26 protein-coding genes and 1 pseudogene are annotated in these 26,404 nt (G+C 70.3%); 5 read left to right on the top strand and 22 right to left on the bottom strand.

All coding sequences use genetic code 11. The features are described 5' to 3' along the window. Positions 1 to 58 precede the first annotated feature (58 nt). Positions 59 to 445 carry a DUF1844 domain-containing protein gene (locus LTL01_RS09800; protein ID WP_053547533.1) on the top strand — a complete coding sequence of 129 codons (387 nt, stop codon included), beginning with the start codon at positions 59 to 61 and terminating at the stop codon, positions 443 to 445. Between the two features lie 6 nt (positions 446 to 451). Here the strand turns inward: LTL01_RS09800 and LTL01_RS09795 are convergent, their stop codons facing one another. From LTL01_RS09795 to LTL01_RS09770, 6 genes are read right to left on the bottom strand one after another with little or no spacing between them, the layout of a single operon-like run. After that, a complete protein-coding gene (locus tag LTL01_RS09795; protein ID WP_236968408.1) occupies positions 452 to 1,228 on the bottom strand; it encodes an SseB family protein in 777 nt (258 codons plus the stop codon). Next, on the bottom strand, positions 1,212 to 1,958 hold the full coding sequence (gene priA / locus LTL01_RS09790) for a bifunctional 1-(5-phosphoribosyl)-5-((5-phosphoribosylamino)methylideneamino)imidazole-4-carboxamide isomerase/phosphoribosylanthranilate isomerase PriA (RefSeq protein ID WP_053547535.1): 747 nt from the start codon (positions 1,956 to 1,958) through the stop codon (positions 1,212 to 1,214). The genes LTL01_RS09795 and priA overlap by 17 nt, the downstream gene beginning before the upstream one ends. Positions 1,959 to 2,012: 54 nt before the next feature. Then, positions 2,013 to 2,672 (bottom strand): imidazole glycerol phosphate synthase subunit HisH, encoded by a 660-nt coding sequence (hisH, locus tag LTL01_RS09785; RefSeq protein WP_053547536.1) that lies wholly within the window; start codon positions 2,670 to 2,672, stop codon positions 2,013 to 2,015. Then, positions 2,669 to 3,274, bottom strand: a complete 606-nt coding sequence (gene hisB / locus LTL01_RS09780; RefSeq protein WP_053547537.1) for an imidazoleglycerol-phosphate dehydratase HisB — start codon at positions 3,272 to 3,274, stop codon at positions 2,669 to 2,671. The genes hisH and hisB overlap by 4 nt, the downstream gene beginning before the upstream one ends. Beyond that, positions 3,271 to 4,365: a histidinol-phosphate transaminase gene (locus tag LTL01_RS09775; RefSeq protein WP_236968407.1), complete on the bottom strand. Its 1,095-nt coding sequence runs from the start codon at positions 4,363 to 4,365 to the stop codon at positions 3,271 to 3,273. The genes hisB and LTL01_RS09775 overlap by 4 nt, the downstream gene beginning before the upstream one ends. Before the next feature lie 28 nt (positions 4,366 to 4,393). Further along, complete coding sequence (locus tag LTL01_RS09770; RefSeq protein ID WP_236968406.1) at positions 4,394 to 4,762, bottom strand: LysM peptidoglycan-binding domain-containing protein; 369 nt, start codon at positions 4,760 to 4,762, stop codon at positions 4,394 to 4,396. 277 nt (positions 4,763 to 5,039) lie between these two features. Between LTL01_RS09770 and lexA the strand changes: the two genes are divergently transcribed. The 3 genes from lexA to LTL01_RS09755 all read left to right on the top strand — a co-directional run bounded on the left by lexA (position 5,040) and on the right by LTL01_RS09755 (position 9,109). After that, positions 5,040 to 5,720 carry a transcriptional repressor LexA gene (gene lexA / locus LTL01_RS09765; RefSeq protein WP_053547540.1) on the top strand — a complete coding sequence of 227 codons (681 nt, stop codon included), beginning with the start codon at positions 5,040 to 5,042 and terminating at the stop codon, positions 5,718 to 5,720. A 71-nt stretch (positions 5,721 to 5,791) separates the two neighbouring features. Further along, a complete protein-coding gene (locus LTL01_RS09760) occupies positions 5,792 to 7,117 on the top strand; it encodes a hypothetical protein (protein WP_236968405.1) in 1,326 nt (441 codons plus the stop codon). A gap of 36 nt (positions 7,118 to 7,153) precedes the next feature. After that, positions 7,154 to 9,109: a S9 family peptidase gene (locus LTL01_RS09755; RefSeq protein ID WP_236968404.1), complete on the top strand. Its 1,956-nt coding sequence runs from the start codon at positions 7,154 to 7,156 to the stop codon at positions 9,107 to 9,109. Here LTL01_RS09755 and hflX read toward each other — a convergent pair. After that, a complete protein-coding gene (gene hflX, locus LTL01_RS09750) occupies positions 9,106 to 10,626 on the bottom strand; it encodes a GTPase HflX (protein ID WP_236968403.1) in 1,521 nt (506 codons plus the stop codon). The two genes, LTL01_RS09755 and hflX, sit on opposite strands and share 4 nt — an antisense overlap. Before the next feature lie 85 nt (positions 10,627 to 10,711). Here hflX and LTL01_RS09745 point away from each other — a divergent pair. Further along, a pseudogene (locus LTL01_RS09745) lies at positions 10,712 to 11,350 on the top strand (class I SAM-dependent methyltransferase); the annotation flags it as partial. Positions 11,351 to 11,371: 21 nt separating this feature from the next. Here LTL01_RS09745 and dapF read toward each other — a convergent pair. The 15 genes from dapF to dapA form a co-directional block, all read right to left on the bottom strand. Then, a complete protein-coding gene (dapF, locus tag LTL01_RS09740; RefSeq protein WP_053547765.1) occupies positions 11,372 to 12,244 on the bottom strand; it encodes a diaminopimelate epimerase in 873 nt (290 codons plus the stop codon). Between the two features lie 10 nt (positions 12,245 to 12,254). Further along, positions 12,255 to 13,205 (bottom strand): tRNA (adenosine(37)-N6)-dimethylallyltransferase MiaA, encoded by a 951-nt coding sequence (gene miaA / locus LTL01_RS09735; protein ID WP_236968402.1) that lies wholly within the window; start codon positions 13,203 to 13,205, stop codon positions 12,255 to 12,257. Next, positions 13,202 to 14,743 (bottom strand): tRNA (N6-isopentenyl adenosine(37)-C2)-methylthiotransferase MiaB, encoded by a 1,542-nt coding sequence (gene miaB, locus LTL01_RS09730; RefSeq protein WP_236968401.1) that lies wholly within the window; start codon positions 14,741 to 14,743, stop codon positions 13,202 to 13,204. The genes miaA and miaB overlap by 4 nt, the downstream gene beginning before the upstream one ends. Before the next feature lie 60 nt (positions 14,744 to 14,803). Further along, complete coding sequence (locus LTL01_RS09725; protein ID WP_236968400.1) at positions 14,804 to 15,682, bottom strand: ABC transporter permease; 879 nt, start codon at positions 15,680 to 15,682, stop codon at positions 14,804 to 14,806. Further along, positions 15,679 to 16,605 (bottom strand): ABC transporter ATP-binding protein, encoded by a 927-nt coding sequence (locus LTL01_RS09720; protein ID WP_236968399.1) that lies wholly within the window; start codon positions 16,603 to 16,605, stop codon positions 15,679 to 15,681. The genes LTL01_RS09725 and LTL01_RS09720 overlap by 4 nt, the downstream gene beginning before the upstream one ends. 61 nt (positions 16,606 to 16,666) lie before the next feature. Continuing rightward, positions 16,667 to 17,341 (bottom strand): regulatory protein RecX, encoded by a 675-nt coding sequence (locus LTL01_RS09715; protein WP_236968398.1) that lies wholly within the window; start codon positions 17,339 to 17,341, stop codon positions 16,667 to 16,669. A gap of 31 nt (positions 17,342 to 17,372) precedes the next feature. After that, positions 17,373 to 18,422, bottom strand: coding sequence for a recombinase RecA (gene recA, locus LTL01_RS09710; RefSeq protein ID WP_236968397.1), 1,050 nt, complete (start codon positions 18,420 to 18,422; stop codon positions 17,373 to 17,375). 239 nt (positions 18,423 to 18,661) lie between these two features. Then, on the bottom strand, positions 18,662 to 18,880 hold the full coding sequence (locus LTL01_RS09705) for a DUF3046 domain-containing protein (protein WP_236968396.1): 219 nt from the start codon (positions 18,878 to 18,880) through the stop codon (positions 18,662 to 18,664). A gap of 15 nt (positions 18,881 to 18,895) precedes the next feature. After that, positions 18,896 to 19,204 carry a helix-turn-helix domain-containing protein gene (locus tag LTL01_RS09700; protein ID WP_236968395.1) on the bottom strand — a complete coding sequence of 103 codons (309 nt, stop codon included), beginning with the start codon at positions 19,202 to 19,204 and terminating at the stop codon, positions 18,896 to 18,898. 133 nt (positions 19,205 to 19,337) lie between these two features. Then, a complete protein-coding gene (locus LTL01_RS09695; RefSeq protein WP_236968394.1) occupies positions 19,338 to 19,817 on the bottom strand; it encodes a CinA family protein in 480 nt (159 codons plus the stop codon). Between the two features lie 2 nt (positions 19,818 to 19,819). After that, positions 19,820 to 20,386, bottom strand: coding sequence for a CDP-diacylglycerol--glycerol-3-phosphate 3-phosphatidyltransferase (pgsA, locus tag LTL01_RS09690; RefSeq protein WP_236968393.1), 567 nt, complete (start codon positions 20,384 to 20,386; stop codon positions 19,820 to 19,822). 32 nt (positions 20,387 to 20,418) lie between these two features. Continuing rightward, a complete protein-coding gene (locus LTL01_RS09685) occupies positions 20,419 to 23,109 on the bottom strand; it encodes an FtsK/SpoIIIE family DNA translocase (RefSeq protein ID WP_236968392.1) in 2,691 nt (896 codons plus the stop codon). Between the two features lie 60 nt (positions 23,110 to 23,169). Beyond that, positions 23,170 to 23,664: a GNAT family N-acetyltransferase gene (locus LTL01_RS09680; RefSeq protein WP_236968391.1), complete on the bottom strand. Its 495-nt coding sequence runs from the start codon at positions 23,662 to 23,664 to the stop codon at positions 23,170 to 23,172. Positions 23,665 to 23,683: 19 nt separating this feature from the next. Continuing rightward, on the bottom strand, positions 23,684 to 25,360 hold the full coding sequence (locus LTL01_RS09675; protein WP_236968390.1) for a ribonuclease J: 1,677 nt from the start codon (positions 25,358 to 25,360) through the stop codon (positions 23,684 to 23,686). A 66-nt stretch (positions 25,361 to 25,426) separates the two neighbouring features. Next, entirely contained in the window at positions 25,427 to 26,404 is a 978-nt protein-coding gene (gene dapA / locus LTL01_RS09670; protein WP_236968389.1) for a 4-hydroxy-tetrahydrodipicolinate synthase, read from the bottom strand.

The following is a 26,404-nucleotide window of genomic DNA, read 5'->3' as shown; positions in this document are numbered from 1 at the left end:
TCTTTCGTTCCGGAGCAGGATGCCCCGGAGCCCGCTGAAGTCTAGCAGAGAGAACGACGTGACCACGATTCCGAGCCCCGCCGACGACCGACACGCGCAGTGGGAGGAGCAGGAGCGCCACGCCGCCTCTGCCACGCGCGACATCGCCGATGTCCCCGCCGTCGAGGTCATCACGACGACATCCGTGCACCTGATGAGCGCCGCCGCCGTGAAGGTCGGCCTCGCCGACGACCCCGCGCAGCAGATCGACCTCGACGAAGCGCGCAAGCTCATCAACGCGCTGGCGGGCTTGATCACCGCGGGCGCTCCGGAGATCAGCGACATGCACGCCCGCTCGCTGCGCGACGGTCTGCGTTCGCTTCAACTCGCTTTCCGCGAGGCGTCCGCGATCCCGGACCCGATCGGCAAGGGCCCGGGCGAGAAGTGGACCGGCCCCGTCACCTGATCGGTCTCAGGCACCACGGACGAGCGCGACGGAGAGCGAATCGACGAGGGTCGCGATCCGGTCGTCGGCCGCCCAGCGTGCGGCGAGCCTCTTCAGGACCGTGTCGAGCTCGGCGCTGTCCAGCCCGGCGATGAGCTCGAGGCGCACGACGAGCTCCGGCCCGCGGAGCGTTCCGGCGGGGTCACCCGGGGCGACCGAGAGATCGAGGACCGCCAGCTCACCGCCGACGCTCTCCTGAAGACCGGCGAAGACCTCCGGGGACGCGTAGCTCGGTTCCCACTCCTCGCCGCGGGCGATGGCCCAGACCGCCGGGCGCCGCACGACGAACTCGGTGGGCGAGGTGGGATCCAGCACGATCAAATCGGTTCCGTCCTGCACGGCGGCCAGGGCCGTCCGCACTCCCTCCGCCGGCACCGGACGTGCGGAGGCGTCCCACTTCTGCATCGCGGTGACGCTCGAGAACACCGGGAGGACGCGTCGACCATCGGGAGCCGCGACCGTCACGATCGACAGCTCCTGGGTCTTGTCGACGGCCAGTCCGTGCGGACCGACCCCCTCCTCGCCTTTCTCCGCCACGAGCGGGATGAGCAGGCGCGCGGCGCGATAGGCCTGGATCACCTCGTCGGGTGAACCCTCCCCCGCGTGGAAGCGGCGCAGGGCTTCAAGGAGCGCGGGATCCGCAGAGCCGTCATCCGCCGCGTGCGGATTCGCTCGGAACTCCCGCCCCTCCCAGGGGACTCCCGCCGAATCGGCGGGATGTGCTCCGTCAGCGCCCGGCGACATCCAGGGCCTCTGCCAGGGTGAACGCCCCGGCGTACAGCGCCTTGCCGACGATGGCACCCTCGACGCCCAGCGGGACGAGCTCGCGGAGTGCGGCGATGTCATCGAGGTTCGACACGCCGCCGGAGGCGACGACCGGCTTCGGGGTGCGCGCGGTGAGTTCGCGCAGGAGCTCGAGGTTCGGCCCCTGAAGGGTGCCGTCCTTGGTCACGTCGGTGACGACGTACCGACTGCATCCGGCGTCTTCGAGCCGGTCCAGGACGGTCCACAGGTCTCCGCCTTCGCGGGTCCATCCCCGTGCGGCGAGCGTCGTGCCGCGCACGTCGAGGCCGACGGCGATGACGTCTCCGTAGCGACCGATGACATCCGCGGCCCACTCCGGGTTCTCGAGCGCGGCCGTGCCCAGGTTGATGCGGGCGGCGCCGCTCTCCAGAGCCGCCTCCAGCGTGCGATCGTCACGGATGCCGCCGGACAGCTCGACCTGGACGCCCCGCACGGACTTGATCACCTTGCGGAGGATGGAGGCGTTGTTGCCGCGACCGAACGCCGCGTCGAGATCGACGAGGTGGATCCACTGCGCGCCCTGGCGCGCCCACTCGTGTGCGGCGTCGATGGGGTCGCCGTAGCTGGTCTCGGTACCGGCCTCCCCCTGCGTCAGCCGAACCGCCTTGCCGTCGGCGACGTCGACGGCGGGCAGAAGGGTCAGCGTGGGCGTGGACGCGAAATCGTTCATGGTTCCTCGTGCGTGACGGGTGGGGCGGGAACGGACCCGCTGCGGGGCACGATCTCAGAGAGTAGCCCCGGCGAGGCCGCCGATCCAATTGGACAGCAGCCGGATGCCCGCCTCGCCCGACTTCTCCGGGTGGAACTGCGTGGCCGACAGCGGCCCGTTCTCGACCGCGGCGAGGAACGAGGAGCCGTAGGTGCTCCACGTGAGGACGGGCTCGCGGAAAGGGTCCTGGCGGACCATGGGCCAGCTCTGAGCGGCGAACGAGTGCACGAAGTAGAAGCGCTCCTGCTCGAGGCCGCGGAACAGCACCGTTCCCTCACCCGGAGTGACGGTGTTCCACCCCATGTGGGGCAGGACGGGCGCGTCGAGCTGCGTGACGGTCCCGGGCCATTCGCCGAGGCCCTCCGTGTCGTTCCCGCGCTCGACGCCGAGATCGAACATGACCTGCATCCCGACACAGATGCCGAGCACCGGGCGTCCCCCGGCGAGACGGCGCTCGATGAGCTGGTCTCCGCGCTGGGCGCGCAGCGCCGCCATCACCGCGTGGAAGGCCCCGACGCCCGGCACCACGAGCCCGTCCGCGTCCCGGACGAACCCGGCATCCGAGGTGAGCCGCGCATCGGCGCCTGCCGCGATCAGCGCCTTGACGGCGGAGTGGACGTTGCCCGACCCGTAGTCCAGGACGGCGACGGTCGGGCGGGGAGGCGCCTCTGTCACAGAGCACCCTTCGTGCTCGGGATGCCCTCGACGAGGGGATCCAAGGCCTTCGCCTGGCGGAACGCCCGCGCGAAGGCCTTGTACTCGGCCTCGGCGATGTGATGGGGGTCGCGGCCGCCGAGGACGCGCACGTGGACGGTCAGGGCGGCGTGGACGCTGATCGCTTCGAAACTGTGCCGCACGAGAGAACCGGTGAAGTGCCCGCCGATGAGGTGGTGCTCGAATCCGACGGGCTCGCCCGAGTGGACCAGGTAGGGTCGGCCGCTGATGTCGACGACCGCCTGCGCGAGCGCCTCGTCGAGCGGCACGAGCGCATCACCGTACCGCGCGATCCCGGACTTGTCGCCGAGCGCCTCGCGGATCGCCTGCCCCAGCACGATCGACACGTCCTCGACCGTGTGGTGCGCGTCGATGTCGGTGTCGCCCTCGGCCCGGACCGTGAGGTCGGTCAGGGAGTGCTTCGCGAACGCGGTGAGCATGTGGTCGAAGAACGGCACGGTCGTCTGGATGCGGCTGCGGCCGGTGCCGTCGAGGTCGAGCTCCAGTTCGACGCGTGACTCACTGGTCGCACGCGAGAGGGAGGCGGTACGGGCGGCGCTCATGCGCCCGATCCTACCGAGGCCAACGCGTCGAGGAACGCCGTCGTCTCCTCCTCGGTCCCCGCCGTCACACGAAGGTGGTGCGGGATCCCGACGTCCCGGATGAGGACGCCGCGCTCGTAGAGCCCGTCCCAGACGGCGCGGGGATCGTCGACACCGCCGAAGAGCACGAAGTTGGTCCAGGATTCGTAGGGGCGGTATCCCAGTGCCTGCAGCGTCGCTGAGATGCGGTCGCGCTGGGCGACGATGTCGTCGACCATCCGGAGCATAGTCGGGGCGTGCTGCAGCGCGGCGGTCGCCGCCGCCTGCGTGAGCGCGCTGAGGTGGTATGGAAGGCGCACCAGGCGCAACGCGTCGACGACGGCGGGATCCGCCGCGAGATATCCGACCCGCGCGCCCGCGAAGGCGAAGGCCTTGCTCATCGTGCGCGAGACCACGAGCCGCTCGCGGCCGGGGAGCAGCGTGAGTGCGGACGGCTCTTCCCGCGGGGCGAACTCCTGATAGGCCTCGTCGACGATGACGACGCCATCCGTGGCGTCGTACACCGCGCGGATGGCGTCCAGGCCCATCGGCGTGCCGGTGGGGTTGTTCGGCGCGCAGAGGAAGACGACGTCCGCCCCGGCGTCGGCGACCTGCCGAGCGGCATCCTCCGGATCGACGGTGAAGTCCTCGCGACGTCTGCCGGCGACCCACTCCGCGCCCGTCGCGCGCGTGAGGAGCGGATACATCGAGTAGGTGGGGGCGAACCCGAACGCGCGCCGACCCGGCCCGCCGAACGCCTGAAGCATGTGTTGGAGAACCTCGTTCGACCCGTTCGCGGCCCAGATGTTGGCCGCTTCGAGGCCGTGGCCGAGGTACTGCGCGAACCCCTCGCGCAGACCGGTGAACTCACGGTCCGGGTACCGGTTGACCTCGCTCAGCGCCAGCGCCAGCGCGTCCAGGATGTCGTCCGCGACCTCCTCCGGCACCGGGTGGGTGTTCTCGTTGACGTTGAGCGCGACGGGGAGGGCTGCCTGAGGGGCGCCGTACGGTGTCATCCCCCGGAGGTCGTCGCGCAGGGGCAGGTCTTCCAAGCGGGTGGTCACCCCTCCCATCGTAGAGCGCCGCGTCCGCCCGGGCCGATCACCGACCGGTCGCGTAGTCCGCGGGGATGGCGAGACTCTGACCCGCCTGCAGGCCGGCGCCGTCGAGGGCGTTGAGGCGCACGATGGCGTCGACGACGTCGCGCGGATCCGCGCCCGGCGCGACGCGCTCGGCGATGGACCAGAGCGAATCCCCCGGCGCGACGACGACCGCCGAGAACGTGCCCTCCGGCGCGCCGGCCTCGCGTCCCGCCAGGGCGCTGCCGCCACTGATCACCGCGATCGCCATCGCGGCGGACACCGGGAGCGCCACCACGAACGCCAGCGCACGGCGCCCCCGCGCGGTCAATCGGAGCCGCGTCCGCGGGGCGATCGGACGGGCGGACCAGGTGGTGTCGATGGTGGTCATGCTCTTCTCCTCTGAGATCGGTCGGAGCCGTTCTCTGTTCGGGAGTTCGCATGCGACCCCCGGCCAGAGGGACCGCACGCGAACTTCTCTTCCGAATCTATCTTCGACTATGATGGATGTCAAATGCCGGGTTGGGACCGACACTGTCGAAAGCGACACGCCCCTCCGATCCCGGAGAAGGTCCGAAGGTGCGGATACGGTTTCGATAGCGGAACCACACCACGGACCTCCGACATTCGAAGACCGCTCTGCGACACAGGGCGAGACAGGAGCCGAGATGAGCGACGTCACCGGATCTCAGAAGCCGCACACCCGGCGCCGCAAGAGCCTGAGCGAGAAGCAGCTGGCGATCCTGGAGGTCATCCAGCGGTCGATCGCCCGCCACGGGTACCCGCCGAGCATGCGGGAGATCGGTGATGCGGTGGGGCTGAAGTCGCTGTCCAGCGTCACGCACCAGCTGAACCAGCTCGAACTCAGCGGCTACCTCCGCCGCGACGCCGGGAAGACCCGTGCCATGGAGGTGCTCATCGATCTGCCCGGCACGGCCACCGAGAGCCCTGTGGACGCCTCCCCCACGGTCGGCGACGCCGCCCTGGTGCCGCTCGTGGGCCGCATCGCAGCCGGCGTCCCCATCACCGCCGACCAGCAGATCGACGAGATCTTCCCCCTGCCCCGACAGCTCGTCGGCAAGGGCGACCTGTTCATGCTCAAGGTCACCGGGGAGTCGATGATCGACGCCGCCATCTGCGACGGCGACTGGGTCGTCGTGCGTTCTCAGCCGAGCGCCGACAACGGCGACATCGTCGCCGCGATGCTCGACGGCGAAGCGACCGTGAAGACCTTCCGCCAGAGGGACGGCCATACGTGGCTGCTTCCGCGCAACTCGGCCTTCGAACCCATCCTCGGCGACGACGCCGTCGTCCTCGGCAAAGTCGTCGCCGTCCTCCGCAGCGTCTGACTCCCCGGGGGGCTCACCCGCCGGGGGTGATCCTCCGACGCCGACCGTGGCGGGTGCACCATGATGGCCCCATGACCATGGAGTCCTCCGATCACGCCGCCCTCGAGGCGCGCATCCGCGAGCTGGAAGCGGAGAACGCACGCCTGTCCGTCCGCCGTGACGGCGAGCCCGCACCGCGATCCGGTCGGGGTCGGATCCGCAGCCTCGCCTCCGCGGTGTGCATCATCATCGCCGCGGTCCTCGTGCCCGTGTCGATCGTGTCCGCCTGGACCCGCGTCCAACTCGTCGACGAGGACGCGTTAGTGTCGACGCTCGCGCCGCTGTCGACCGACCCCGCCGTGCAGGCGCTCATCGTCGACGAGACGATGGAGGCGATCACCGACCAGGTCGACTTCGACGCCCTCACGGCCGAGGTGTTCTCGGCCGTGACCGATCTGGGTCTCCCCCCGCGTGCGGCATCCGCCCTGGAGCTGCTCCAGCAGCCGGCCGCGGCCGGACTCGAAAGCCTCGTGCAGACCACGGTGACCCGCGTGGTGGCCTCCGACGCCTTCACCGATGTCTGGGCGACGACGACGCGAGCGGCCCATCGCGCGCTGACCGCCGCGGCCACCTCCGACGGGGGCGGTCTGGTCGTCCGCACCGACGACGGGGTCGGCATACAGCTGGGCGCCGTGGTCGAACGGGTCAAGGGGAACCTGCAGGATCGCGGGATCGGCGTCGCGACCCTCATCCCCGCCGTCGACCGGGTGATCATCCTCGGAGACGGCCAGAACCTGACGCTCCTGCGCACCGGCTATGCCGCCGCTGCCGTGGCCGGATGGTGGCTCCCCGTCGTGACGCTCGCACTCTTCGGCCTCGGCATCCTCCTCGCCCGGCGCCGCAGCGTCGCCGTCCTCGGAACCGGGGTGGCGTTGGCACTCGGCGCCGGTTCGCTCGCGGCAGGGTTCGCCGTCGGCGGCGCCGGGGTGGGCGCGGTCGCACAGGACGCCGGCCTCTCACCCTCGGCGCTGGAAGTGATCTACGCGCAGATGGTCGAGGCGATGGCCCACTCCGCCGCCGTCCTCGCGCTCCTCGGTGTCCTCGTCGCCGTCGCCGGGTGGACGCTCGGGCGCTCCGGTCCCGCCCGCGCGCTGCGCGCCGCCGGCGGACGTGCCGGCGCCTCCGCGCGCGCCCGCGTCGCCGCATGGGGGGTGGACACCGGTCGCGTCGGCCGATGGCTCGGAACACGTCGTGTCCTCATCCGCGTCCTCCTGGCCGCCGGCGCCGTCCTGTGGCTGTTCGCGCTGCGCCCCCTCGGCATCGGCGACATCGTCGCCGTGATCCTGACGACCCTCGGCGTCGCGCTCATCCTCGAGGTCGTGCAGATCCGGGAGGTCGAGGTCGAGGCGGTCCGGTAGCGGTGCTTCCGACGTTTTCGCTCTAGCGTGGACGGGGTGACCGCCCCCTCGGAAGACACCGCCCCCGCGTCCGCCCCCGCCTGGGGCGCATGGCCCTCGCCCCTGGACGCACGATCGGTCGCCCGTTCGTCGCCCCGACTCGAGGGCGCCTGCTTCGCCGGGCCGGCGCGCGACGAGATCTGGTGGGGCGAATCGCTCCCCGACGAGGGTGGCCGCATCGCCGTGCGGGCACGCAGCACTGGCGGCGAGGTCCGCACACTCCTGCCCGCACCCTGGAACGCCCGCTCGCGCGTCCACGAGTACGGCGGGGGCGCCTGGGCGGCGCACGAGGATCTCCTCGTGTTCGTGGAGAAGACCGACCAGCGGGTCTACATCCTCGCGCCCGGCTCGTCACCGATCGCCCTCACCGCGGAGGACCCGGACGTCCGCTTCGGGGGCCTGAGCATCCAGCGCGGGCGGCTCCTCGCCGTCCGCGAGACCCTCGGCACCCCCGTCCGCCGCGACATCGTGGAGATCCCGTGGGACGGCGAGGCCGGCACCCCGCCGACCGTCCTGGCCGCCGGCAGCGATTTCGTCGCCCATCCGGCCCTCTCCCCCGACGGCGGGCGGATCGCCTGGATCGCCTGGAACCACCCCGACATGCCTTGGGACCGGGCGGAGGTGCGGGTCGTGGAGATCCGCACACCCCGGAACGAGCCGCGCGCGATCACCACAGGCGGATCCTCACCGGTGCAACCGGTGTGGCTCGACGAGGACACCCTCCTCTACTCCGACGATCCCGACGGACGGTGGAACCTCTGGCGTCACGACCTCCGCACCGGAACCCGCACCTCCGTCGCCCCGGTCGACGCCGACACCGGGGGTCCGCTCTGGGTCCTCGGCACGCGCTGGTTCCGCCCTCTCGACGACGGCCGGATCGTCGCGGTGCGCACCCGCGGGAGCGACGAGGTCGTTCTCCTCTCACCGGACGGGGGCGCACGGCGTCTTCCGCTGGATGTCACCTCGACCGCGGCGATCGAGGATGCTGCGGGAACGCGGGTGCTCGTCAGCGGCACGACGGGCCACGGCATGCCCGCGCTCCGACTCGTGGACGTCGACGCCCCCGAGGACGTGGTCCGGATCGCCGGCGACGTTCCGCCCTGGCCGGCGGCGTTCACGCCCACCGCCCGCGAGGTCACGGTGGAGGGCCCGCACGGCCCCGTCCACGCCTTCGACTTCCCGCCGACCAATCCCGACGTCCCGGTTCCGGCACGCGACGGCGCGGACGGGAGCACGGCGCCGCCGTACGTCGTGTTCGTCCATGGCGGTCCGACCGCGCACGTCGGCGGCGCGGCATCCGGCAAGATCGCCTACCTGACCAGCCGCGGCATCGGTGTGCTCGATGTCAACTACGGCGGCTCCACGGGCTACGGCCGCCCCCACCGCGAGCGGCTCCGCGGCGCCTGGGGCATCGTCGACGTCGACGACATCGTCGCGGCGGTCGGGGCTCTCGCCGCCGAGGGGCGTCTCGACCCGAACCGCGTGGCCATCGCGGGCGGGTCGGCCGGCGGCTGGACCGTGCTCCGCGCGGTCACCGGCACCGACGTCTTCGCCGCGGGGATCAGCCGCTACGGCGTCGCAGACCTGCGCCTCCTCGCAGCGGAGACCGAGGACTTCGAGTCCCGGTACCTCGACGGGCTCGTCGGGCCGCTCCCCGAGGCCGAGGCACGCTACATCGAGCTGTCCCCGCTCACGCGACCGGAGGACTTCCGCACGCCGCTCCTGCTCGAGCAGGGGACGGAGGATGTCGTCGTCCCGCCGTCGCAGTCCGAAGCCGTCCGCGACGCCCTCGCCGCGGCGGGCGTGCCCCACGCCTACCTGCTCTTCGACGGCGAGGGGCACGGATTCCGCCGGGCGGAGACCATCGAGCGCGCCCTCGAGGCGGAGCTCGCCTTCCTCGGAGGGGTCTTCGGTTTCGTCCCCCCGGGGATCCCCCCGCTGACGCTGGACTAGTCCCGGAGGAACGGAGCCAGGCGTGCCGCGAGGTGCTCGCCGACGCGCGCGTGCACCGCGGTGCCCTGCTCCTGATGCTCCTCGGCGAGGATCATGCCGTGCTCGTGGATCGCCGACACCAGCTCTCCGCGGTCGTAGGGCACGAGCGCGTGCACTTCCACGGCGGGAAGCGGAAGCGCCGCTTCGATCGTCGCCCGAAGCTCTGCGACGCCCTCGCCGGTGCGGGAGGAGGCGAAGACGGCGTCCGGCTGCAGACCGCGCAGCAGGAGACGGGCGTCATCGTCCAGGAGATCGGCCTTGTTGAACACCACGATCTCGGGAAGATCCCGCGCACCGACGTCGCCGATGACATCGCGGACGGTCGCCAGCTGCGCCGCCGGGTCGGGATGGGCGCCGTCCACCACGTGGAGGATGACGTCCGCCTGTCCCACCTCTTCGAGCGTGGAACGGAAGGCTTCGACGAGCTGGTGAGGCAGGTTCCGCACGAATCCGACCGTGTCCGTGAGCGTGTACACCCGACCGTCCTCGGCCTCGGCGCGGCGGACCGTCGCGTCGAGCGTCGCGAACAGGGCGTTCTCCACCAGCACGCCCGCGCTGGTGAGCCGGTTCAGAAGGCTGGATTTGCCCGCGTTGGTGTACCCCGCGATCGCGACCGACGGAATCGTGTTGCGCCTGCGCTCGGCGCGTTTGGCGTCCCGCGCCGGCGCGAAGTCGCGGATCTGACGACGCAGCTGCGCCATGCGGGTGCGGATACGACGACGGTCGAGCTCGATCTTCGTCTCACCCGGACCGCGGGAGCCCATGCCGGCACCACCGGCGCCGACCTGGCCGCCCGCCTGGCGTGACATCGAGTCGCCCCACCCGCGCAGACGCGGGAGGAGGTACTCGAGCTGGGCGAGCTCGACCTGGGCTTTGCCCTCTCGACTCTTGGCGTGCTGGCTGAAGATGTCGAGGATGACCGTGGTGCGGTCGATGACCTTCACCTTCACCACGTCCTCGAGGGCACGCCGCTGGCTCGGGGCGAGTTCGGTGTCGGCGATCACGGTGTCGGCGCCGACGGCGGCGACGATGTCACGGAGCTCCTCCGCCTTGCCCCGCCCCACGTACGTCGCCGGGTCGGGGTGCGGCCGCCGCTGCAGCACGCCGTCGAGCACCACGGCACCGGCCGTCTCGGCCAACGCGGCGAGCTCGCGCAGCGAGTTCTCGGCGTCCTCGGTCGCGCCCTGCGGATGCACACCCACCAGGACGACGTTCTCCAGACGCAGCTGGCGGTACTCGACCTCGGTGACGTCCTCGAGCTCGGTCGACAGCCCGGGGACGCGCCGGAGGGCGGCGCGCTCCTCACGATCCCACTGATCGCCGTCGCTGTCCGCACCGTACGCGGTGGACGCGTCCTGGAGCGCCTGTGCGTTCCCGAACACGCGCGCACCGGATCCGGTGTCGGCGTGCGACAGCACGCGATCCACCGGGTCCACCGGCTGCTCGTCGGCGGTGGGCGGTGTGGTGTGGTGCGTCATCAGTTCCTTCCGGGATGCCGGGGCCCGGGCATCCGTGAATTCTAGCCTCCCGCGCAGGCGGCGTCCTCCGCTACGCTCGTGAGCCATGGGAAGCGACCACTACTTCAGTGCTTCCCCCGCCAGTCCGGAGAACCTGCGGCGTATCCGCGTGGTACTCCAGGGACGGGAGGTCGAGGTCATGACCGCCGGCGGCGTGTTCAGCCCCGATCACGTCGACTCGGGCACCGCGGTGCTCCTGGCGAACACGCCCCCTCCCCCCGCGGGGGGACACCTGCTCGACATCGGCTCCGGGTGGGGGCCGATATCGCTGTCCCTTGCGATGGCGTCGCCGCACGCGACGATCTGGGCTGTCGATGTGAACGAGCGCGCCCTGGATCTGGTTCGTCGCAATGCGGAGAGCCTCGGACTCCCCCACGTCAACGCCGTGCGACCCGAGGATGTTCCCGACGACATCGTGTTCCGATCGATCCGCTCGAATCCTCCGATCCGCGTCGGGAAGAACGAGCTGCACGGTCTGCTGGAGAAGTGGATCCCGCGTTTGGACGAGCGATCCGACGCCTGGCTGGTGGTGCAGCGGAACCTCGGCTCCGACTCCCTGCAACGCTGGTTGGCAGCGACGTTCGAGCGCGGCTACAGCGTGCACCGCGCCGCGACGAGCCGGGGTTTCCGAGTGCTGCGCGTGCGCCGTCACGGATCACCGCCGACGGAGCCCATCGCGCTCCCTGAGCCAGACCGGCGAGATGAGTCAGGCCAGCGAGATCTCCCCCGAGAAGACCAGGGAGGCCGGTCCCGACAGGAGCACGTGAAGCGTGCCGTCCAGGTCGACGGTCCGGACGCCCAGGGAACCGCCCGGAACCTCCACGTTCCATCGGTCCGGGGCCGCCGGGCCCGCCCAGTGCCGCACGGCGAGCGCTGAGGCGGCCACGCCGGTTCCGCAGCTGAGCGTCTCTCCCACTCCCCGTTCGAACACCCGCATCCGGATCATCCCGACCCCGTCGCGGACCAGCGGATCACCGGGGACGACGAACTCGACGTTGGCTCCGTGGCGGGGCGTCGGGTGCAGCTGGGGCACCGCCGTGAGATCGAGCTCCTCGAGTTCGCGCTCATCGGGGAGAGCCACCACGACGTGGGGGTTGCCCACGTCGATCCCGAGACCCGGTCGGGGTGCACCGCCCCCACGGACGCGGACGAGGACGTCTCCGGATTCCACGCGCCACGGCCCGAGGTCGACCTCGAACCCTCGCTCGTGACGCGTGACGGCCTTGATCCCGGCGCGCGTGCCGATCCGCACGGGACCGGCATCCGGGTCGGCCCATCCGACGTCCGCCAGATAACGGGCGAAAACGCGGATGCCGTTGCCGCACATCTCCGCCGCAGAGCCGTCGGCGTTGCGGTAGTCCATGAACCACTCGACACCCGCCGCGGCGGCTTCCCCGCCCTCAGCGAGGCTTCGGGCACGAACGACGCGGAGGATGCCGTCGCCGCCGATGCCGAATCGTCGGTCGCACAGGACCGCCACCTGATCGTCGGAGAGGTGGAGCGCGCCGTCCGGATCGGGGACGATCACGAAGTCGTTCCCCGTGCCGTGGCCTTTGGTGAACGGGACGGTCTGCGGCATGCGCACCAGTCTAGGCGGGCGACCCGTGAGCCCCGGAGTCGTCGAGGAGGACGGATGCGTCGACCCCCTGCTCCTGCCAGCGCAGCCCCTCGTAGCGCCGGAACCATGACACCTGGCGTCGGGCGTAACGACGGGTCAGCGCCTGGGTCCGCGCGATCGCCTCGTCGCGCGTGAGCAGTCCGTCCAATTCCTCGGCGGCCTGCGCGTAGCCGATCGCCCGTCGGGCGGTCGTCCCTCGATCCCATCCGTGTGCGCGGAGGGCCCGAACCTCGTCGAGGAGGCCGTCCCGCCACATCTGCTGGACGCGCGTGTCGAGACGCGCGACGAGCTCATCCCTCGGACTCGACAGCCCGATGAGGCGCGTGTCCTCGTGCCACAGGGTGGGCGCGTCGGGCAGGCTCGCCCCGTGGGTCGCCTGACCCTGGTCCAGAATCTCCAGCGCACGGACGATCCGTCGTCCGTTCTTCGGGTCGATCCGCGCGGCCGTGTCCGGATCGCGATCTCGCAATCGCGCATACAGCGAGCCCGGACCGGATCGATCGAGCTCCGCCTCCCATCGTGCGCGCGCGGCGTCGTCGCGAGGTGGAAAGCGGAAGTCGTGGATGACGCTCGAGACGTAGAGACCCGAGCCTCCGACGAGGATCGCGTCGTGGCCTCGCTCGGAGATCTCCGAGATCAGCTGCCTCGCGCGCGGCTGATACCACGCCACAGCGGCATCCTCGGTCACGTCCAGCTCGTCGAAGAGGTGGTGCGGGACGCCGCGCCGCGCGTCGACGGGGATCTTCGCCGTGCCGATGTCCATCCCGCGATACACCTGCATCGCGTCGGCGTTCACGATCTCGGCCGCGGGGCCGGTCCGTGCGAGCGCTTCGGCGAGGTCCAGGGAGAAGGCGGACTTCCCCGTCCCGGTGGCTCCGACGACCACCCAGAGTCGCGTTCCGGGCACCCCGGTGGTGATCACCCCTCGACGCGGCGCAGGGGAAGGCCGAGCGACACCGCGCGCGGAGCACCGGCGGGCGCCGGCACGCCGCAGGACTCCGCCTGCGTGCGGTCCCACGCGTCGCCGGATCTCGTCCGCCGGATCCGCAGGGAACCGCCGACAGGCGCGTCCGCCAGGAGGTGGAAGGGCGCGGCGTGGGTGATGACCACGCGCACGGCGTCGCCGGGTCGCGGGAGCTCGGAGCCCTCCGGCACCTCGAAGTGCACCAGCCGGTTGTCCTCGGCGCGGCCGGTGAGACGCCGGGTCGCAGCATCCTTCTTCCCCTCGCCTGCGGACACGAGCACCTCGACCTCACGCCCGAGCTGCGCCTGGTTCTCCTCCAGCGAGATCCGCTCCTGCAGCGCGATGAGGCGCTCGTAGCGTTCCTGGACGACCTCCTTGGGGACCTGGTCCGGCATGGTCGCCGCCGGTGTCCCCTCGCGGATTGAATACTGGAAGGTGAAGGCGCTGGCGAATCGCGCCTGCTCGACGACGCGCAGGGTGTCCTGGAAGTCCTCCTCCGTCTCGCCGGGGAAGCCGACGATGATGTCCGTGGAGATCGCCGCGTGCGGCATCCGCGCGCGCACCCGCTCAAGGATGCCGAGGAACCGCTCACTGCGGTACGAGCGCCGCATGGCCTTGAGGATCCGGTCGCTACCCGACTGCAGCGGCATGTGCAGCTGCGGCATCACCGACGGGGTCTCCGCCATCGCGTCGATCACGTCGTCGGTGAACGCCGCCGGGTGCGGGCTGGTGAACCGGATTCGCTCGAGTCCGGGGATCTCCCCCGCAGCCCGCAGCAGCTTCCCGAAGGCGTGCCGGTCGCCGAACTCGACTCCGTAGGAGTTGACGTTCTGCCCGAGCAGCGTCACCTCCACCGCACCGTCCTCGACGAGGAGACGGATCTCATTCAGGATGTCGCCCGGACGCCGATCCTTCTCCTTGCCGCGCAGACTCGGCACGATGCAGAACGTGCAGGTGTTGTTGCATCCCACCGAGATCGACACCCAGCCGCTGTGCACGGAGTCGCGCTTGGTCGGAAGCGTCGAGGGGAACACGTCCAGAGCCTCGAGGATCTCCAGCTCCGCCGCCTGGTTGTGCCGCGCACGCTCGAGCAGGCTGGGGAGAGAGCCCATGTTGTGTGTGCCGAAGACGACGTCCACCCAGGGAGCCTTGTCGAGGACGGCATCCTTGTCCATCTGCGCCATGCAGCCGCCGACGGCGATCTGCATCCCCTCTTGCTTGTCTTTGCGCGACTTGAGGTGCCCGAGCGTTCCGTAGAGCTTGCCGGCGGCGTTGTCGCGGACCGCGCAGGTGTTGATCACGATCACGTCGGCCTCGCTGCCGGCGTCCGCACGGACGTAGCCCGCGCTCTCGAGCGAACCCGACAGGCGCTCGGAATCATGGACGTTCATCTGACAGCCGAAGGTGCGTACTTCGTAGGTGCGGATGCGGCCGTCTGCGGCGCGGGCCGCGGGCGACGGCGCGATGACGGTCGGCGCGGAGGAAGGGGAAGACATGATGGCCGATATTCTACGATCCGCAGCTGAGGGCGTCGCGAGGCGCCGCGGCCGGCGGGCTCAGCGCACGACGGCGCGGATGCGCGCCGCCGCCAGTGCCGTGAATCCGACCGCCACGACCACGAGGACGGCGATCGCGATGCCGACGGTCAGCTGCGTCTCGCCGACGAAGAGATCCACCCCGTAGAACTCCCGCAGGCTGTCGCCTGCGGTGCTGTTGCCGTCGGCGAGCACGGCGAGGGAGTCCTCGGTGAAGGGCCGCCGCAGCAGCATCGCCGCCTGTGAGAACGGGAGCACGTTGATGACGTCCACGACGGACGCCGGCAGGGACCCCACGGGAATGTACGCGCCCGCGATGAAGCCGATCGCCGTTCCGACCACAGTCGACAGCGCGGAGAACGCGCTCGTGCTGCGGACGAACGACGCCGCGAAGGCGGACAGCGCGGTGAACGCCGTGCAGCACAGCACCATCACTGCGACCAGAGCGCCGATCTCTTCGAGCCCCAGCCAGGTGCCGTCGACCAGTCCCAGATACAGCAGGCTCACGATGAGCACGATCGACGACATGATCAGCGCCACCGCGATCGCCGCGAGGAGATAGCCCAGCACGATGTCGCTGCGACGGATCGGCGCGACGAGGAAATCCCCGAAGCGTCCGGTCTGGCCGTCCTCGACGAGGGCGGAAAGCGCGCCGAGCCCGGTGGTGATGGTCGTGAGGAGGATGATGCCGGCGAACATCCAGGTGTTGATGAAGGCCGTCACCTCCTCGGGGGTCGCCTGGGGGAACTGCTGTTCCAGGCCGTCGGTCTGCAGCCGGGCCAGGAAGAGGGTGTACAGGACGAACAGGATCAGCCCGCTCAGGAGGGAGAAGAAGACGTTCATCCGGTCCCGGAAGAAGACCCGGAGGTTCCGCCCGACGAGGGCCCCGACGATGCTCACGAACGATCCTCCCCGTCGGCGGTACCCGAGCGGCCGGTGAGGGCGAGGAAGACGTCGTCCATCCGCCCGTGACGGAACTCGAAGTCGGTGACGTCCCCCTCGTGCGCGCGGAGGATCTCCATCGCCTCCGCGGCCCCCGGTACCGCGAGGACGCTGACATCGCCGTCCTGCTCGACCTCGAGACCGCGGGCGCCCGCCAGCGCCGCGAGTCGGCGCGGCGCCGTCGAGGTGATGCGCAGGACACTCCGGCTGTGCAGCGCGCGCAGCTGGGTCGGGGTGCCCTCGGCGACGATCCGACCGTGGTCGATGACGCACACGCGATCCGCCTCCTCGGTCTCCTCCATGTAGTGGGTGGTGAGGAACACGGTGAGCCCTCGCTGACGACGAAGGGTCTGGATGGTGGCCCAGACCGAGGTGCGGCTCGCGGGATCGAGGCCCGCCGTCGGCTCGTCCAGGAAGAGGATCTCCGGCTCGTGCAGGAGTGCGCGCGCGATGTCGGCGCGGCGCTTCTGCCCACCGGACAGCCGGCCGTATCTGCGATCGAGGAACTCCTCGAGTTCGAGCAGCGCGGACAGCTCGGCGATGCGCTGCTGGGCGCTCGCACGGGACAGATGCGCGAGCCGCGCGCGAAGCGTGAGGTTCTCCCGCACCGTGAGCTCGGCGTCCAGGATCGACGCCTGGAACACCACGCCGATCGCCTGCCGCGCGCGTCGGGACTCCGACCGCACGTCATGTCCCGCCACGACGACGGAACCGCTGTCGAACGGCTTCAGCGTGGTCAGACACGCGATGGTCGTCGACTTCCCCGCTCCGTTGCTGCCGAGGAAGGCGAAGACCTCGCCCGCCCCGACGCTGAAGGAGATGTCGTCGACGGCGCGGACAGCGCGGTAGCTCTTGCTCAGCCCCTCGACGCGAATCGCCATGTACCCCTCCCGCGGGTCGGATCGAGTCTGGCACACCCCGCGGAGACCGGGCGCCTCCGCGTCAGCTCTCCAGGAAACGCACCTTCCGCGGTGACGCGAGCTCGTCCAGCGCGGCGCGTGCCGCAGTGCCGACGACCGCCCCGCTGAACCCGCGGCGTGCGAGCTGTCCCATGAGGCGGCGAAGCGCGGCGTCCCGTTCGACGTTCTGCAGCGATCGCGCTTTCGTGCGTGCGAACTCCTGCGCGCGCTCGAGCTCGTCGTCCTCGTCCAGGACCGTCATCGCCTCGTCGACCACCTCGCGCGGGAGACCGCGGGCGCTCATCGCCTGACTGATCGCGCGACGGCCCTGCTTCTTGCGATCCACACCGACGTGCATGATCTGCTCTGCCAGGCGCATGTCGTCGAGATAGCCGCGGGCGACGCAGACGTCCATGATCCGGTCGATCGCGTCGTCCGCGATCTCCTGTTCCGACAGGAACCCGCGTGCCTCGCGGCAGGAGAGCTGTCGCGTACGGAGCCGCTTGATCAACGCCCGCTCTGCGGCTTCCACCGCTTCATCGTCGTCTTCGGCCCGTTCGGGAGGATCAGCGACCCATGCAGGGTGCCACGACGGGGTCTCCTGCGCGGCGACGACATCGTCCGCGGTCCGCTCGCGGTGTCCGAAGAGCGAGATCACCGGCGCCAGGTCGGCGGGTTCCGCCGCCGACCCGGCACCGCTGTGAGGTTGTTCCGTCATCGGATCCTCGCGACCGTCACGTGGGCGCGCGTCACGCGGGACGACGCGCGGCGAGCTCGTCGGACACCGGCCCGTCCGACCGCGCACCGCCGATTCCGAGCTTGTCCTTGATCTTCGACTCGATGTCGGCGGCCGTCTCCGGGTTCTTGAGAAGGAAGTTGCGGGCGTTCTCCTTGCCCTGCCCCAACTGCTCCCCGTCGTAGGTGTACCAGGCACCGGACTTCTTGACGATCGCATGCTCGACACCGAAGTCGATCAGGCTTCCCTCGCGCGAGATCCCGACGCCGTACAGGATGTCGAACTCCGCCTGCTTGAAAGGCGGCGCCATCTTGTTCTTCACGACCTTCACGCGCGTGCGGTTTCCCACCGCCTCCGTGCCGTCCTTCAGCGTCTCGATACGACGGATGTCGAGGCGGACGGAGGCGTAGAACTTCAGCGCCTTGCCACCGGCGGTCGTCTCGGGAGAGCCGAAGAAGACACCGATCTTCTCGCGCAGCTGGTTGATGAAGATCATCGTGGTGTTCGTCTGGTTCAGACCACCGGTCAGCTTTCGCAGCGCCTGAGACATCAGACGCGCCTGCAGACCGACGTGCGAGTCGCCCATCTCGCCTTCGATCTCGGCCTTGGGCACGAGCGCCGCGACGGAGTCGATGACGACGAGATCGATCGCTCCCGATCGGACGAGCATGTCGGCGATCTCGAGGGCCTGCTCACCGGTGTCGGGCTGGGAGACGAGAAGCGCGTCGATGTCGACGCCCAGCTTCTGGGCGTAGTCGGGGTCGAGGGCGTGCTCGGCATCGATGAAGGCGGCGATCCCGCCGGCGCGCTGGACGTTGGCGATCGCGTGGAGGGTCAACGTCGTCTTACCGGAGGATTCCGGGCCGTAGATCTCGATGATGCGGCCGCGCGGGAGCCCGCCGATGCCGAGGGCGACATCCAGCGCGATCGATCCGGTCGGCACCACTTCGACCGGAGCACGCTCGTCGCTGCCCAGTCGCATGACCGAGCCCTTTCCGAACTGCCGGTCGATCTGGGCGAGGGCCGATTCGAGGGCCTTCTCGCGGTCAACGGGTGAGGGCATGACGTGCTCCTTCTGCTGGTGATCCGTCGCCTGTAGGCTGTCGCGCCCCCTCCCGACGGGAGGGATGCTGCGACAAGGCGGGGTGTCCTTCGACGCTGTCCACGCTAGGGAGGGGTTCCGACATTCGTCGCCGGCTCCGCTCGTTCGGTGGACAGACGGTCCCACGACACCCGCTGTGGAGGAGCATACGCCGACGTCGAACACTTCTTCGATGACACGCCGGGAAACGGCGTTCGAATTCAGCGCTTCGGTTCGCGTCGCCCCACGCCGTGACGCCGCGCGTCGGGGACGTCCGCCTCGGCGCACAGCGCGAGCCAGACGGCGCGCGGCGGCTCGCCGATCTTCAAGGCCTCCCGCGCGGTCATCTGCCACGGCGGGAGGATCAGGTCGTCGACGAGGACGCGCCCCTGCGGACCGAATTCATCGTCGACCGCACGATCGAACTCGCTGCGACGCACGGAGGATCGTTCGGTTCAGCGGAGCGAGAGTTCGGCGTCCACCGAGGCGACGAGGTCGTCGGGAACGACGTCGGGGAAGGTCTGGAGACCCTCCAGCACCGAGATGCGGTCGCCCACCTGACGCATGATCGCCGAGATCGGCACGTCGAGGGCTTCGGCCACCGCGGCGAGGATCTCGCTGGATGCTTCCTTCTGACCGCGCTCGACCTCGCTGAGGTATCCGAGTGCGACGCTCGCGCGGCTGGCGACCTGACGAAGGGTGCGGCCCTTCTGCTGACGGAGATCGCGAAGGACTTCGCCGATCTCTTGACGTACCAGGATCATTTCGGGCCCCCTCCTCACTGCTGACTCCGCCGCCGTCCGGGTGGACAACGGTACATCACGAACGATGCCAATCTAATCCCCCGCGACTGGGGAATGGGTGGGAATCACGGAATGTAACGCGGGCGCAACACGGCTATTCCCACGGATCCCGACCCGCCGCTTCCACGGCGAGGAGGACGGCGGAACGGACCGTCTCCGCGCGGATCTCCTCCCGCGTCCCGCTCAGCGCCAGACGCCGGCGCGCGATGCCGCCGGGCGTGGCCACGCTGACGTGGACCGTGCCGACGGGCTGGCCGTCCTGAGGATCGGGACCGGCCACTCCCGTGGTTGCGATCCCGACCTCCGCCGCGAAGAGACGCCGCACCCCCTCCGCCATCTGGTCGGCGACATCCGGGTCCACGGCGCCCACACGAGCGGTCAGCGCGGGGTCGACGCCGAGGACGGACACCTTGCAGTCCGTCGCGTACGCCACGACGCCGCCGCGCACGGTGGCGGAGGCGCCCGGGACCGCCGTGAGCTCCGCGCAGACCAATCCGCCGGTGAGGGACTCCGCGCACGCCACCGACCACCCGCGTCTTCTCAGCGCGGCGAGGAGCTCGGCGCCATCCGTCACGGTCAGCGGGTGCGACGACGCGCCCCGCGCACCTCGGTCACGATGTAGTCGATACCGCTGGCGATCGTCAGGACGACGGCCACCGCCATCGTGATGCCGTTGAGCCAGAAGATCCACTCTCCCACGATGGTCCACAGCGGGAGGAGAGCCAGGGAGAGCGCGACGGCCTGCGCCATCGTCTTCAGCTTGCCCATCCACGCCGCGGCGAGGACGTGGTCGCTGACGACGATGAACCGGTAGACGGTGATGCCGATCTCGCGGACGAGGACGACGACGGTGATCCACCAGGGGAGCTCCGCGAGGATCGACAGCCCCACGAAGGCCGCGCCGGTCAGCACCTTGTCGGCGATCGGATCGAGGAGCTTTCCGAGATCCGTGACGATCTCGTGCCGACGGGCGAGGTAGCCGTCGAGTCCGTCGGTCGCGATGGCGACGATGAACAGGACGGCGGCCCACCAGCGCAACGGCCCCGCGTCGCCGCCGTCCGCCAGCAGCATCCAGACGAACACCGGCGCACAGAGGATCCGTACGACGGTGATCACGTTCGGGAGCTGACGGGGTATGGTCACGCGCCGAGCCTATCGTCCGCGCCGCGCGCGGATCAGTCCCTGCCCGTGAGGCTCCATGCGTCCTCCGACCCCTCGTCCCCTTCGACCACCGGGATGCCGTCGTACTGCGCGTCGACCGCGTCCGGCCCGTAGGGGTCGGCGTCCGCGTCCGCGGGCACGTCGTCGCCGCGAAGTCGGGCCAGCACCGACGGCAGCTGCTCGCCGGTGACGAGTACGTCGCGGGCCTTGGACCCCTCGGACGGACCGACGATCTCGCGGGATTCGAGCAGATCCATCAGGCGCCCGGCCTTCGCGAACCCGACCCGCAGCTTCCGCTGCAGCATCGAGGTCGACCCGAACTGCGTGGAGACGACGAGCTCGGCCGCCGCGAGGAGGAGCTCGAGGTCGTCGCCGATGTCGGCGTCGATCTCCTTCTTCTCCGCCGCCGCCTGGACGTCGGCGCGGTACTCGGGTCGGGCCTGCGCCGTGACGTGGGCGACGACCGCCTCGATCTCCTTCTCGCTGACCCAGGCGCCCTGCACGCGCAGCGCCTTGGACGTCCCCATCGGCAGGAACAGACCGTCGCCCTGCCCGATCAGACGGTCGGCGCCCGGCTGGTCCAGGATGACGCGGGAGTCCGTGACGCTGGTCACGGCGAAGGCGAGGCGCGAGGGCACGTTGGCCTTGATGAGACCCGTCACCACATCGACCGAGGGTCGCTGGGTGGCGAGGACCAGGTGGATGCCGCTCGCTCGGGCGAGCTGGGTGATGCGGACGATCGAGTCCTCGACGTCGCGCGGCGCGACCATCATCAGGTCGGCGAGCTCGTCGACGACGACGAGGAGGTACGGGTAGGGCTTCAGGACCCGCTCGCTCCCCGGCGGGAGGTTCACCTCGCCCGCCACGACGGCCTTGTTGAAGTCGTCGATGTGGCGGAATCCGAACGACGCGAGGTCGTCGTACCGCATGTCCATCTCCTTCACGACCCACTGGAGCGCCTCGGCGGCCTTCTTGGGGTTCGTGATGATGGGAGTGATGAGGTGCGGGACACCGGCGTAGGAGCTCAGTTCCACGCGCTTCGGGTCGATGAGGACCATGCGCACGTCGGCGGGCTTGGCGCGCATCAGCAGACTCGTGATCATCGAGTTCACGAAGCTCGACTTGCCGGAACCCGTCGAGCCCGCCACGAGCAGGTGGGGCATCTTGGCGAGGTTGGCCACGATGTAGCCGCCGCCGACGTCCTTGCCCACACCGATCGTCATCGGGTGCGTGGACTGCGTGGCAGCCTGCGACCGGAGCACGTCGCCGAGCGTCACGATCTCGCGATCGGAGTTCGGGATCTCCACACCGATGGCACTCTTGCCCGGGATCGGGGCGAGGATGCGGACCTCGTTCGAGGCCACGGCGTAGGCGATGTTGTTCGTCAGCGCCGTGATGCGCTCGACCTTCACTCCGTGGCCGACTTCGATCTCGTACTGGGTGACGGTCGGACCGCGCGAGAAGCCGGTGACCCTCGCGTCGACCTGGAACTGCTCGAAGACGTTCGTGATGGCCCGCACGACCGCGTCGTTGGCCTCGGAGCGCGCCTTGTGCGGCGTGCCCGCGGCCAGCGCGACGACCGACGGGAGCCGGTAGGACGCTCCGCCGACGGGTTCGTCCTGGGTCGCGATGCCGTCGAGTCCGGGGAGCTCACCGTCCTCCCCGGCATCCGACGCGGCGTCGTCGCGGAGACCCGTCGCCGAACGCTGCGCCGCGCGGGATGCGCCGGCCATCACCGCCGGATCGATGACCTCGGTGACGGCGTCGGCGGGGGCGGGGGGAAGCGGCGGCACCGGTGGGGTGATGGCCTGCTCGAATCCGCCCTCCCCGCCTCCGGGGTTCAGCAGAGCCGTCAGGTCGTGGGTGCCGAGGCCTTCGTCCGGATCCTTCTCGCGGCCGGTGCGGTTGCGACGCCACCACGGCAGAGAGGGATCGGCGTCGTCGTCGGTCTCGTCGTCGGCCGCGGACCGCGCGGAACGCCGGCGCTCCGCGTCCTCTTCGGGGTCGGCGCCGAACATCCAGGCGTACAGCTCGCCCAACCGCCGACCGATGCGGTTCGGCGGGGTCTTGGTGATGATCAGGAGGCTGAGCGTGGCGAGGATGCCGAGCACGATGTAGGCGCCCACGTCCGTGAGCACGAGCGCGAGCGGTTCGGCGATCATCCAGCCGAAGAGGCCGCCCGCTTCGCTGAGGGCGGGCAGTCCCGCGCTCGGCTGCGGACGACCACCGGCGACATGGCAGAATCCGGCGACGGCGAGGACGAACAGACCGAATCCGATCCCGATGCGCCCGTTGTCGTGCACCGACGACGGATGCCGGAACATCCACCCCGCGAGGAGGAGGAGGAGGACCGGGAGGATGAACGCCTCGCGCCCGACGAGGGCGCCGACCGAGTAGGCGCTGATGAGACGCGCGGCCTCGGTGCCGATGAGGAACCACTCGACCACCGCGCCGAGCACGGCGAGCAGCACGAGCAGCAGCGGGAACCCGTCACGGCGCTGGTCCTTCTCGAGCGTCTCGGGCCCGAACGCGCGGAAGAGCCCGCCCACGGCGTGCGCGACGCCGAGCCAGGCCCGGACGGCGATCGGTGGACGGTCGACGTCGTCGACGTAGCGCTTCGGCGCCGGCTCGGGCTTCGAAGCGCGCGAGGACGAGGAGCGGGAGGAGGCGCGTCCTCTCGTGGGCGCGGCGGAGCTCTTGGGCATCCCCCCACGGTAAGCCGCCGCGTCGACAACCGCGGGCAACCACGCGGCGCTTCGCGCGGGTCAGCGCAGGCGCTTGACCATCGTGTCCCGACCGAGACCGCTCTGCGTCACCGCGAACCCTTCGCTGCGGTAGAGGGTGACGGCGAAGTTGTCCCGCTCGACGCTGAGGCTCAACCGGGCGAAGCCCTTCGCGCGGGCGGTCTCGCAGAGGCGCTGCAGCAGTGCCCGCCCGACGCCGTGCGCGCGCCAGATGGGTCGGACCCCGATGATGAGCTCCGGCACCCCGGTGCCGACCCACCCGAACCCCGGCTCGCTGCGCGGCAGCATCCGGTACCAGGTCGCACCGATCGGCTCGCCGCGGAGATCCTCCGCGACGAAGCCGGTGTCGCCCGGCCGCATCCATCCCGTGAGGTAGCGGCTGTGCTCCGCAGACGAGATCACCTCGTGTCGCGGCCGTGCTCCCCCACCGCGCCAGTTCGCCGCCTCCACCACCATGTCGCCGAGGAATCCGCCGTCCGCCTGCACGGCGGGGCGGATGCGGAAGCTCTCGGCCATGGCGTGATCCCCCGGGGGCTCAGGCCTCGATCACGAGGGGCACGATCATGGGCCGCCGGCGGAGGCTCTGGTTGACCCAGCGGCCGATGGTGCGACGCACGACCTGGGAGAGCGCGTGGCTGTCGCGCACTCCCGACTGCGCCGCCTCGGCGAGCGCCGCGGCGATCTTCGGCTTGACGCCGTCGAAGACCTTGTCGTCCTCGGCGAAGCCGCGCGCGTGGATCTCGGGCCCCGACACGACCTTGCCGGTGGCGGCGTCCACCACGACGATGACGGAGATGAACCCCTCCTCGCCGAGGATCCGGCGGTCCTTCAGATCGGCGTCGGTGATCTCTCCCACGGTGGACCCGTCGACGTAGACGAATCCGATGTCGAGCTGACCCACCACCTGCGCGTGACCGTCCTTGAGGTCCACGACCGTGCCGTTCTCGGCGAGGATCGTCCGCTCGGCAGGGATGCCGGTGTCCTGGGCGAGCCGCGCGTTGGCCATCAGGTGCCGGTACTCGCCGTGGACGGGGAGGACGTTGCGGGGCTTGAGGATGTTGTAGCAGTACAGCAGCTCCCCCGCTGCGGCGTGCCCGGAGACGTGCACCTTGGCGTTGCCCTTGTGCACGACGTTCGCCCCGAGCTTGGTGAGGCCGTCGATGACACGGTAGATCGCGTTCTCGTTGCCGGGAATCTGGCTCGAGGCGAGGATGACGGTGTCGCCCGGACCAGGTTCGATCTCGTGATCGAGGTTCGCCATCCGCGACAGCACCGCCATCGGCTCGCCCTGCGAGCCGGTGGACATGTACACGATCCTGTCGTCGGGGAGGTCGCGCGCCTTCTTGTAGTCGATCAGCACGCCCTCGGGAACGGTGAGGTAGCCGAGGTCGGCCGCGATCCCCATGTTCCGGACCATGCTGCGCCCGAGGAGCGCCACGCGGCGGCCGTGGGCATGAGCGGCGTCGAGGACCTGCTGCACGCGGTGCACGTGGCTGGAGAAGCTCGCCACGATGACGCGGCGCGGAGCGCGGGCGATCACCTGCTCGAGGACGGGACCGATCTCGCGCTCCAGCGGGGTGAACCCCGGCACGTCGGCGTTGGTCGAGTCGACGAGGAAGAGGTCGACGCCCTCCTCGCCGAGGCGCGAGAAGGCGCGCAGATCCGTCAGGCGGCCGTCCAACGGCAGCTGATCCATCTTGAAATCGCCGGTGGCCAGGACCACGCCCGCGGGGGTGCGGACGGCGACGGCGAGCGCGTCGGGGATCGAGTGGTTCACCGCGATGAACTCGAGCTCGAACGGCCCGAGCTGCTCGATCTGCCCCTCCCGCACCGTGAGGCTGTAGGGCCGCACGCGGTGCTCCTTCAGCTTGGCCTCGGTGAGCGCGAGCGTGAGACCGGAGCCGACGATGGGGATGTCGTTCTTGATCTTCAACAGATACGGGACGGCGCCGATGTGGTCCTCGTGCCCGTGGGTCAGGACGACCCCGACGACGTCGTCCAGCCGGTGCCGGATGGGCTCGAAGTCGGGGAGGATCAGGTCGACGCCGGGCTGGTGCTCCTCCGGGAAGAGCACGCCGCAGTCGATGATGAGCAGCTTCCCGGCGTACTCGAAGACGGTCATGTTCCGGCCGACTTCGCCGAGGCCGCCGAGCGGGAACACCCGCAGGGTGCCCTCGGGAAGCGCGGGCGGGTCGTAAACGGTGGTGGGCATGCGTTCGCCTCCTCGGGATGCCGCAGCATCCCCTCATTCACTCCGCGTCCGCCGGCGCGAAGGCTTTCATCTGGTGGTGCCCGACACCCTGGGGAGGGCGCCGCCGGCGGCGGCGTTGCGGTCGGGACGGAAGTTGGAGAAATCGACCCCGGGGACGTCGCGGACGAGGGCGAGCTCGTCTTCGATGACGGCGGCCTCCCATTCCTCGGGTCCGACCAGGGGCAGGCGCACGCGAGGACTCCCGATGCGGCCGAGACCGTGGAGGATGTACTTCGCCGACACGGTGCCGGGCACGTGGGTCATGACCGCGCGCACCAGGGGCTCGAGTCCGCGATGCGCGGCGGTGGCCGCCTGCAGGTCGCCGCGGTTCACCGCGTCGACGATCTCGCGGTACGGCTGCGGGGCGATGTTCGCCGTCACGCCGATGAGGCCGGTCGCCCCGATCGACAGGTGCGGCAGCACGTTGGCGTCGTCACCGGAGAAGTACATCAGGTCGGTCTGGTTCAGCACGCGGCTGACCTCGCTGAAATCGCCCTTGGCGTCCTTGATGGCGAGGATGTTGGGGTGCTTGGCCAGACGCAGGACCGTCTCGTAGCGGATGGGGACGCCGGTGCGACCGGGGATGTCGTAGAGGATGACCGGGAGGTCGGTGGCATCCGCGACGAGACGGAAGTGGGTCAGGATCCCGGCCTGCGTCGGCTTGTTGTAGTAGGGCGTGACGATCATGATGCCGTCGGCACCGGCGCGCTCGCTGGCCTTGTAGAGCTCGATGGCGTGGGCGGTCTCGTTCGAACCGCCGCCGGTGATGATCGCGGCGCGTCCCGCCGCGACGTCCTTGCCCACCTCGACGAGGCGCAGCTTCTCGGCATCCGTCAGCGTGGAGGTCTCCCCCGTGGTGCCGGTGACGACGATGCCGTCGGCGCCGGCGCTGATGACGTCGTCGATGTGCTTCTCGACCGCGGGCCAGTCGACCTCGCCGTCGGCGGTCATCGGGGTGACCAGCGCGACGAGCACCTGTCCGAAGGGGTTGCCCGAATGCGTCAT

Source organism: Microbacterium aurantiacum, from assembly GCF_021654035.1.
Lineage (GTDB): Bacteria > Actinomycetota > Actinomycetes > Actinomycetales > Microbacteriaceae > Microbacterium > Microbacterium aurantiacum.
The sequence above is the reverse complement of the archived record's forward strand: the minus strand, read 5'-3'. Positions and strand labels throughout refer to the sequence as shown.

What these genes read in the sequence shown, in the direction of transcription:
- LTL01_RS09795 (WP_236968408.1), bottom strand. Translation starts at nt 1,228, where the DNA reads ATGTCGCCGGGCGCTGACGGAGCACATCCCGCCGATTCGGCGGGAGTC.
- priA (WP_053547535.1), bottom strand. Translation starts at nt 1,958, where the DNA reads ATGAACGATTTCGCGTCCACGCCCACGCTGACCCTTCTGCCCGCCGTC.
- hisB (WP_053547537.1), bottom strand. Translation starts at nt 3,274, where the DNA reads ATGAGCGCCGCCCGTACCGCCTCCCTCTCGCGTGCGACCAGTGAGTCA.
- LTL01_RS09775 (WP_236968407.1), bottom strand. Translation starts at nt 4,365, where the DNA reads ATGGGAGGGGTGACCACCCGCTTGGAAGACCTGCCCCTGCGCGACGAC.
- LTL01_RS09770 (WP_236968406.1), bottom strand. Translation starts at nt 4,762, where the DNA reads ATGACCACCATCGACACCACCTGGTCCGCCCGTCCGATCGCCCCGCGG.
- lexA (WP_053547540.1), top strand. Translation starts at nt 5,040, where the DNA reads ATGAGCGACGTCACCGGATCTCAGAAGCCGCACACCCGGCGCCGCAAG.
- LTL01_RS09760 (WP_236968405.1), top strand. Translation starts at nt 5,792, where the DNA reads ATGACCATGGAGTCCTCCGATCACGCCGCCCTCGAGGCGCGCATCCGC.
- hflX (WP_236968403.1), bottom strand. Translation starts at nt 10,626, where the DNA reads ATGACGCACCACACCACACCGCCCACCGCCGACGAGCAGCCGGTGGAC.
- dapF (WP_053547765.1), bottom strand. Translation starts at nt 12,244, where the DNA reads ATGCCGCAGACCGTCCCGTTCACCAAAGGCCACGGCACGGGGAACGAC.
- miaB (WP_236968401.1), bottom strand. Translation starts at nt 14,743, where the DNA reads ATGTCTTCCCCTTCCTCCGCGCCGACCGTCATCGCGCCGTCGCCCGCG.
- LTL01_RS09720 (WP_236968399.1), bottom strand. Translation starts at nt 16,605, where the DNA reads ATGGCGATTCGCGTCGAGGGGCTGAGCAAGAGCTACCGCGCTGTCCGC.
- LTL01_RS09715 (WP_236968398.1), bottom strand. Translation starts at nt 17,341, where the DNA reads ATGACGGAACAACCTCACAGCGGTGCCGGGTCGGCGGCGGAACCCGCC.
- recA (WP_236968397.1), bottom strand. Translation starts at nt 18,422, where the DNA reads ATGCCCTCACCCGTTGACCGCGAGAAGGCCCTCGAATCGGCCCTCGCC.
- LTL01_RS09700 (WP_236968395.1), bottom strand. Translation starts at nt 19,204, where the DNA reads ATGATCCTGGTACGTCAAGAGATCGGCGAAGTCCTTCGCGATCTCCGT.
- LTL01_RS09685 (WP_236968392.1), bottom strand. Translation starts at nt 23,109, where the DNA reads ATGCCCAAGAGCTCCGCCGCGCCCACGAGAGGACGCGCCTCCTCCCGC.
- LTL01_RS09680 (WP_236968391.1), bottom strand. Translation starts at nt 23,664, where the DNA reads ATGGCCGAGAGCTTCCGCATCCGCCCCGCCGTGCAGGCGGACGGCGGA.
- LTL01_RS09675 (WP_236968390.1), bottom strand. Translation starts at nt 25,360, where the DNA reads ATGCCCACCACCGTTTACGACCCGCCCGCGCTTCCCGAGGGCACCCTG.
- dapA (WP_236968389.1), bottom strand. Translation starts at nt 26,404, where the DNA reads ATGACGCATTCGGGCAACCCCTTCGGACAGGTGCTCGTCGCGCTGGTC.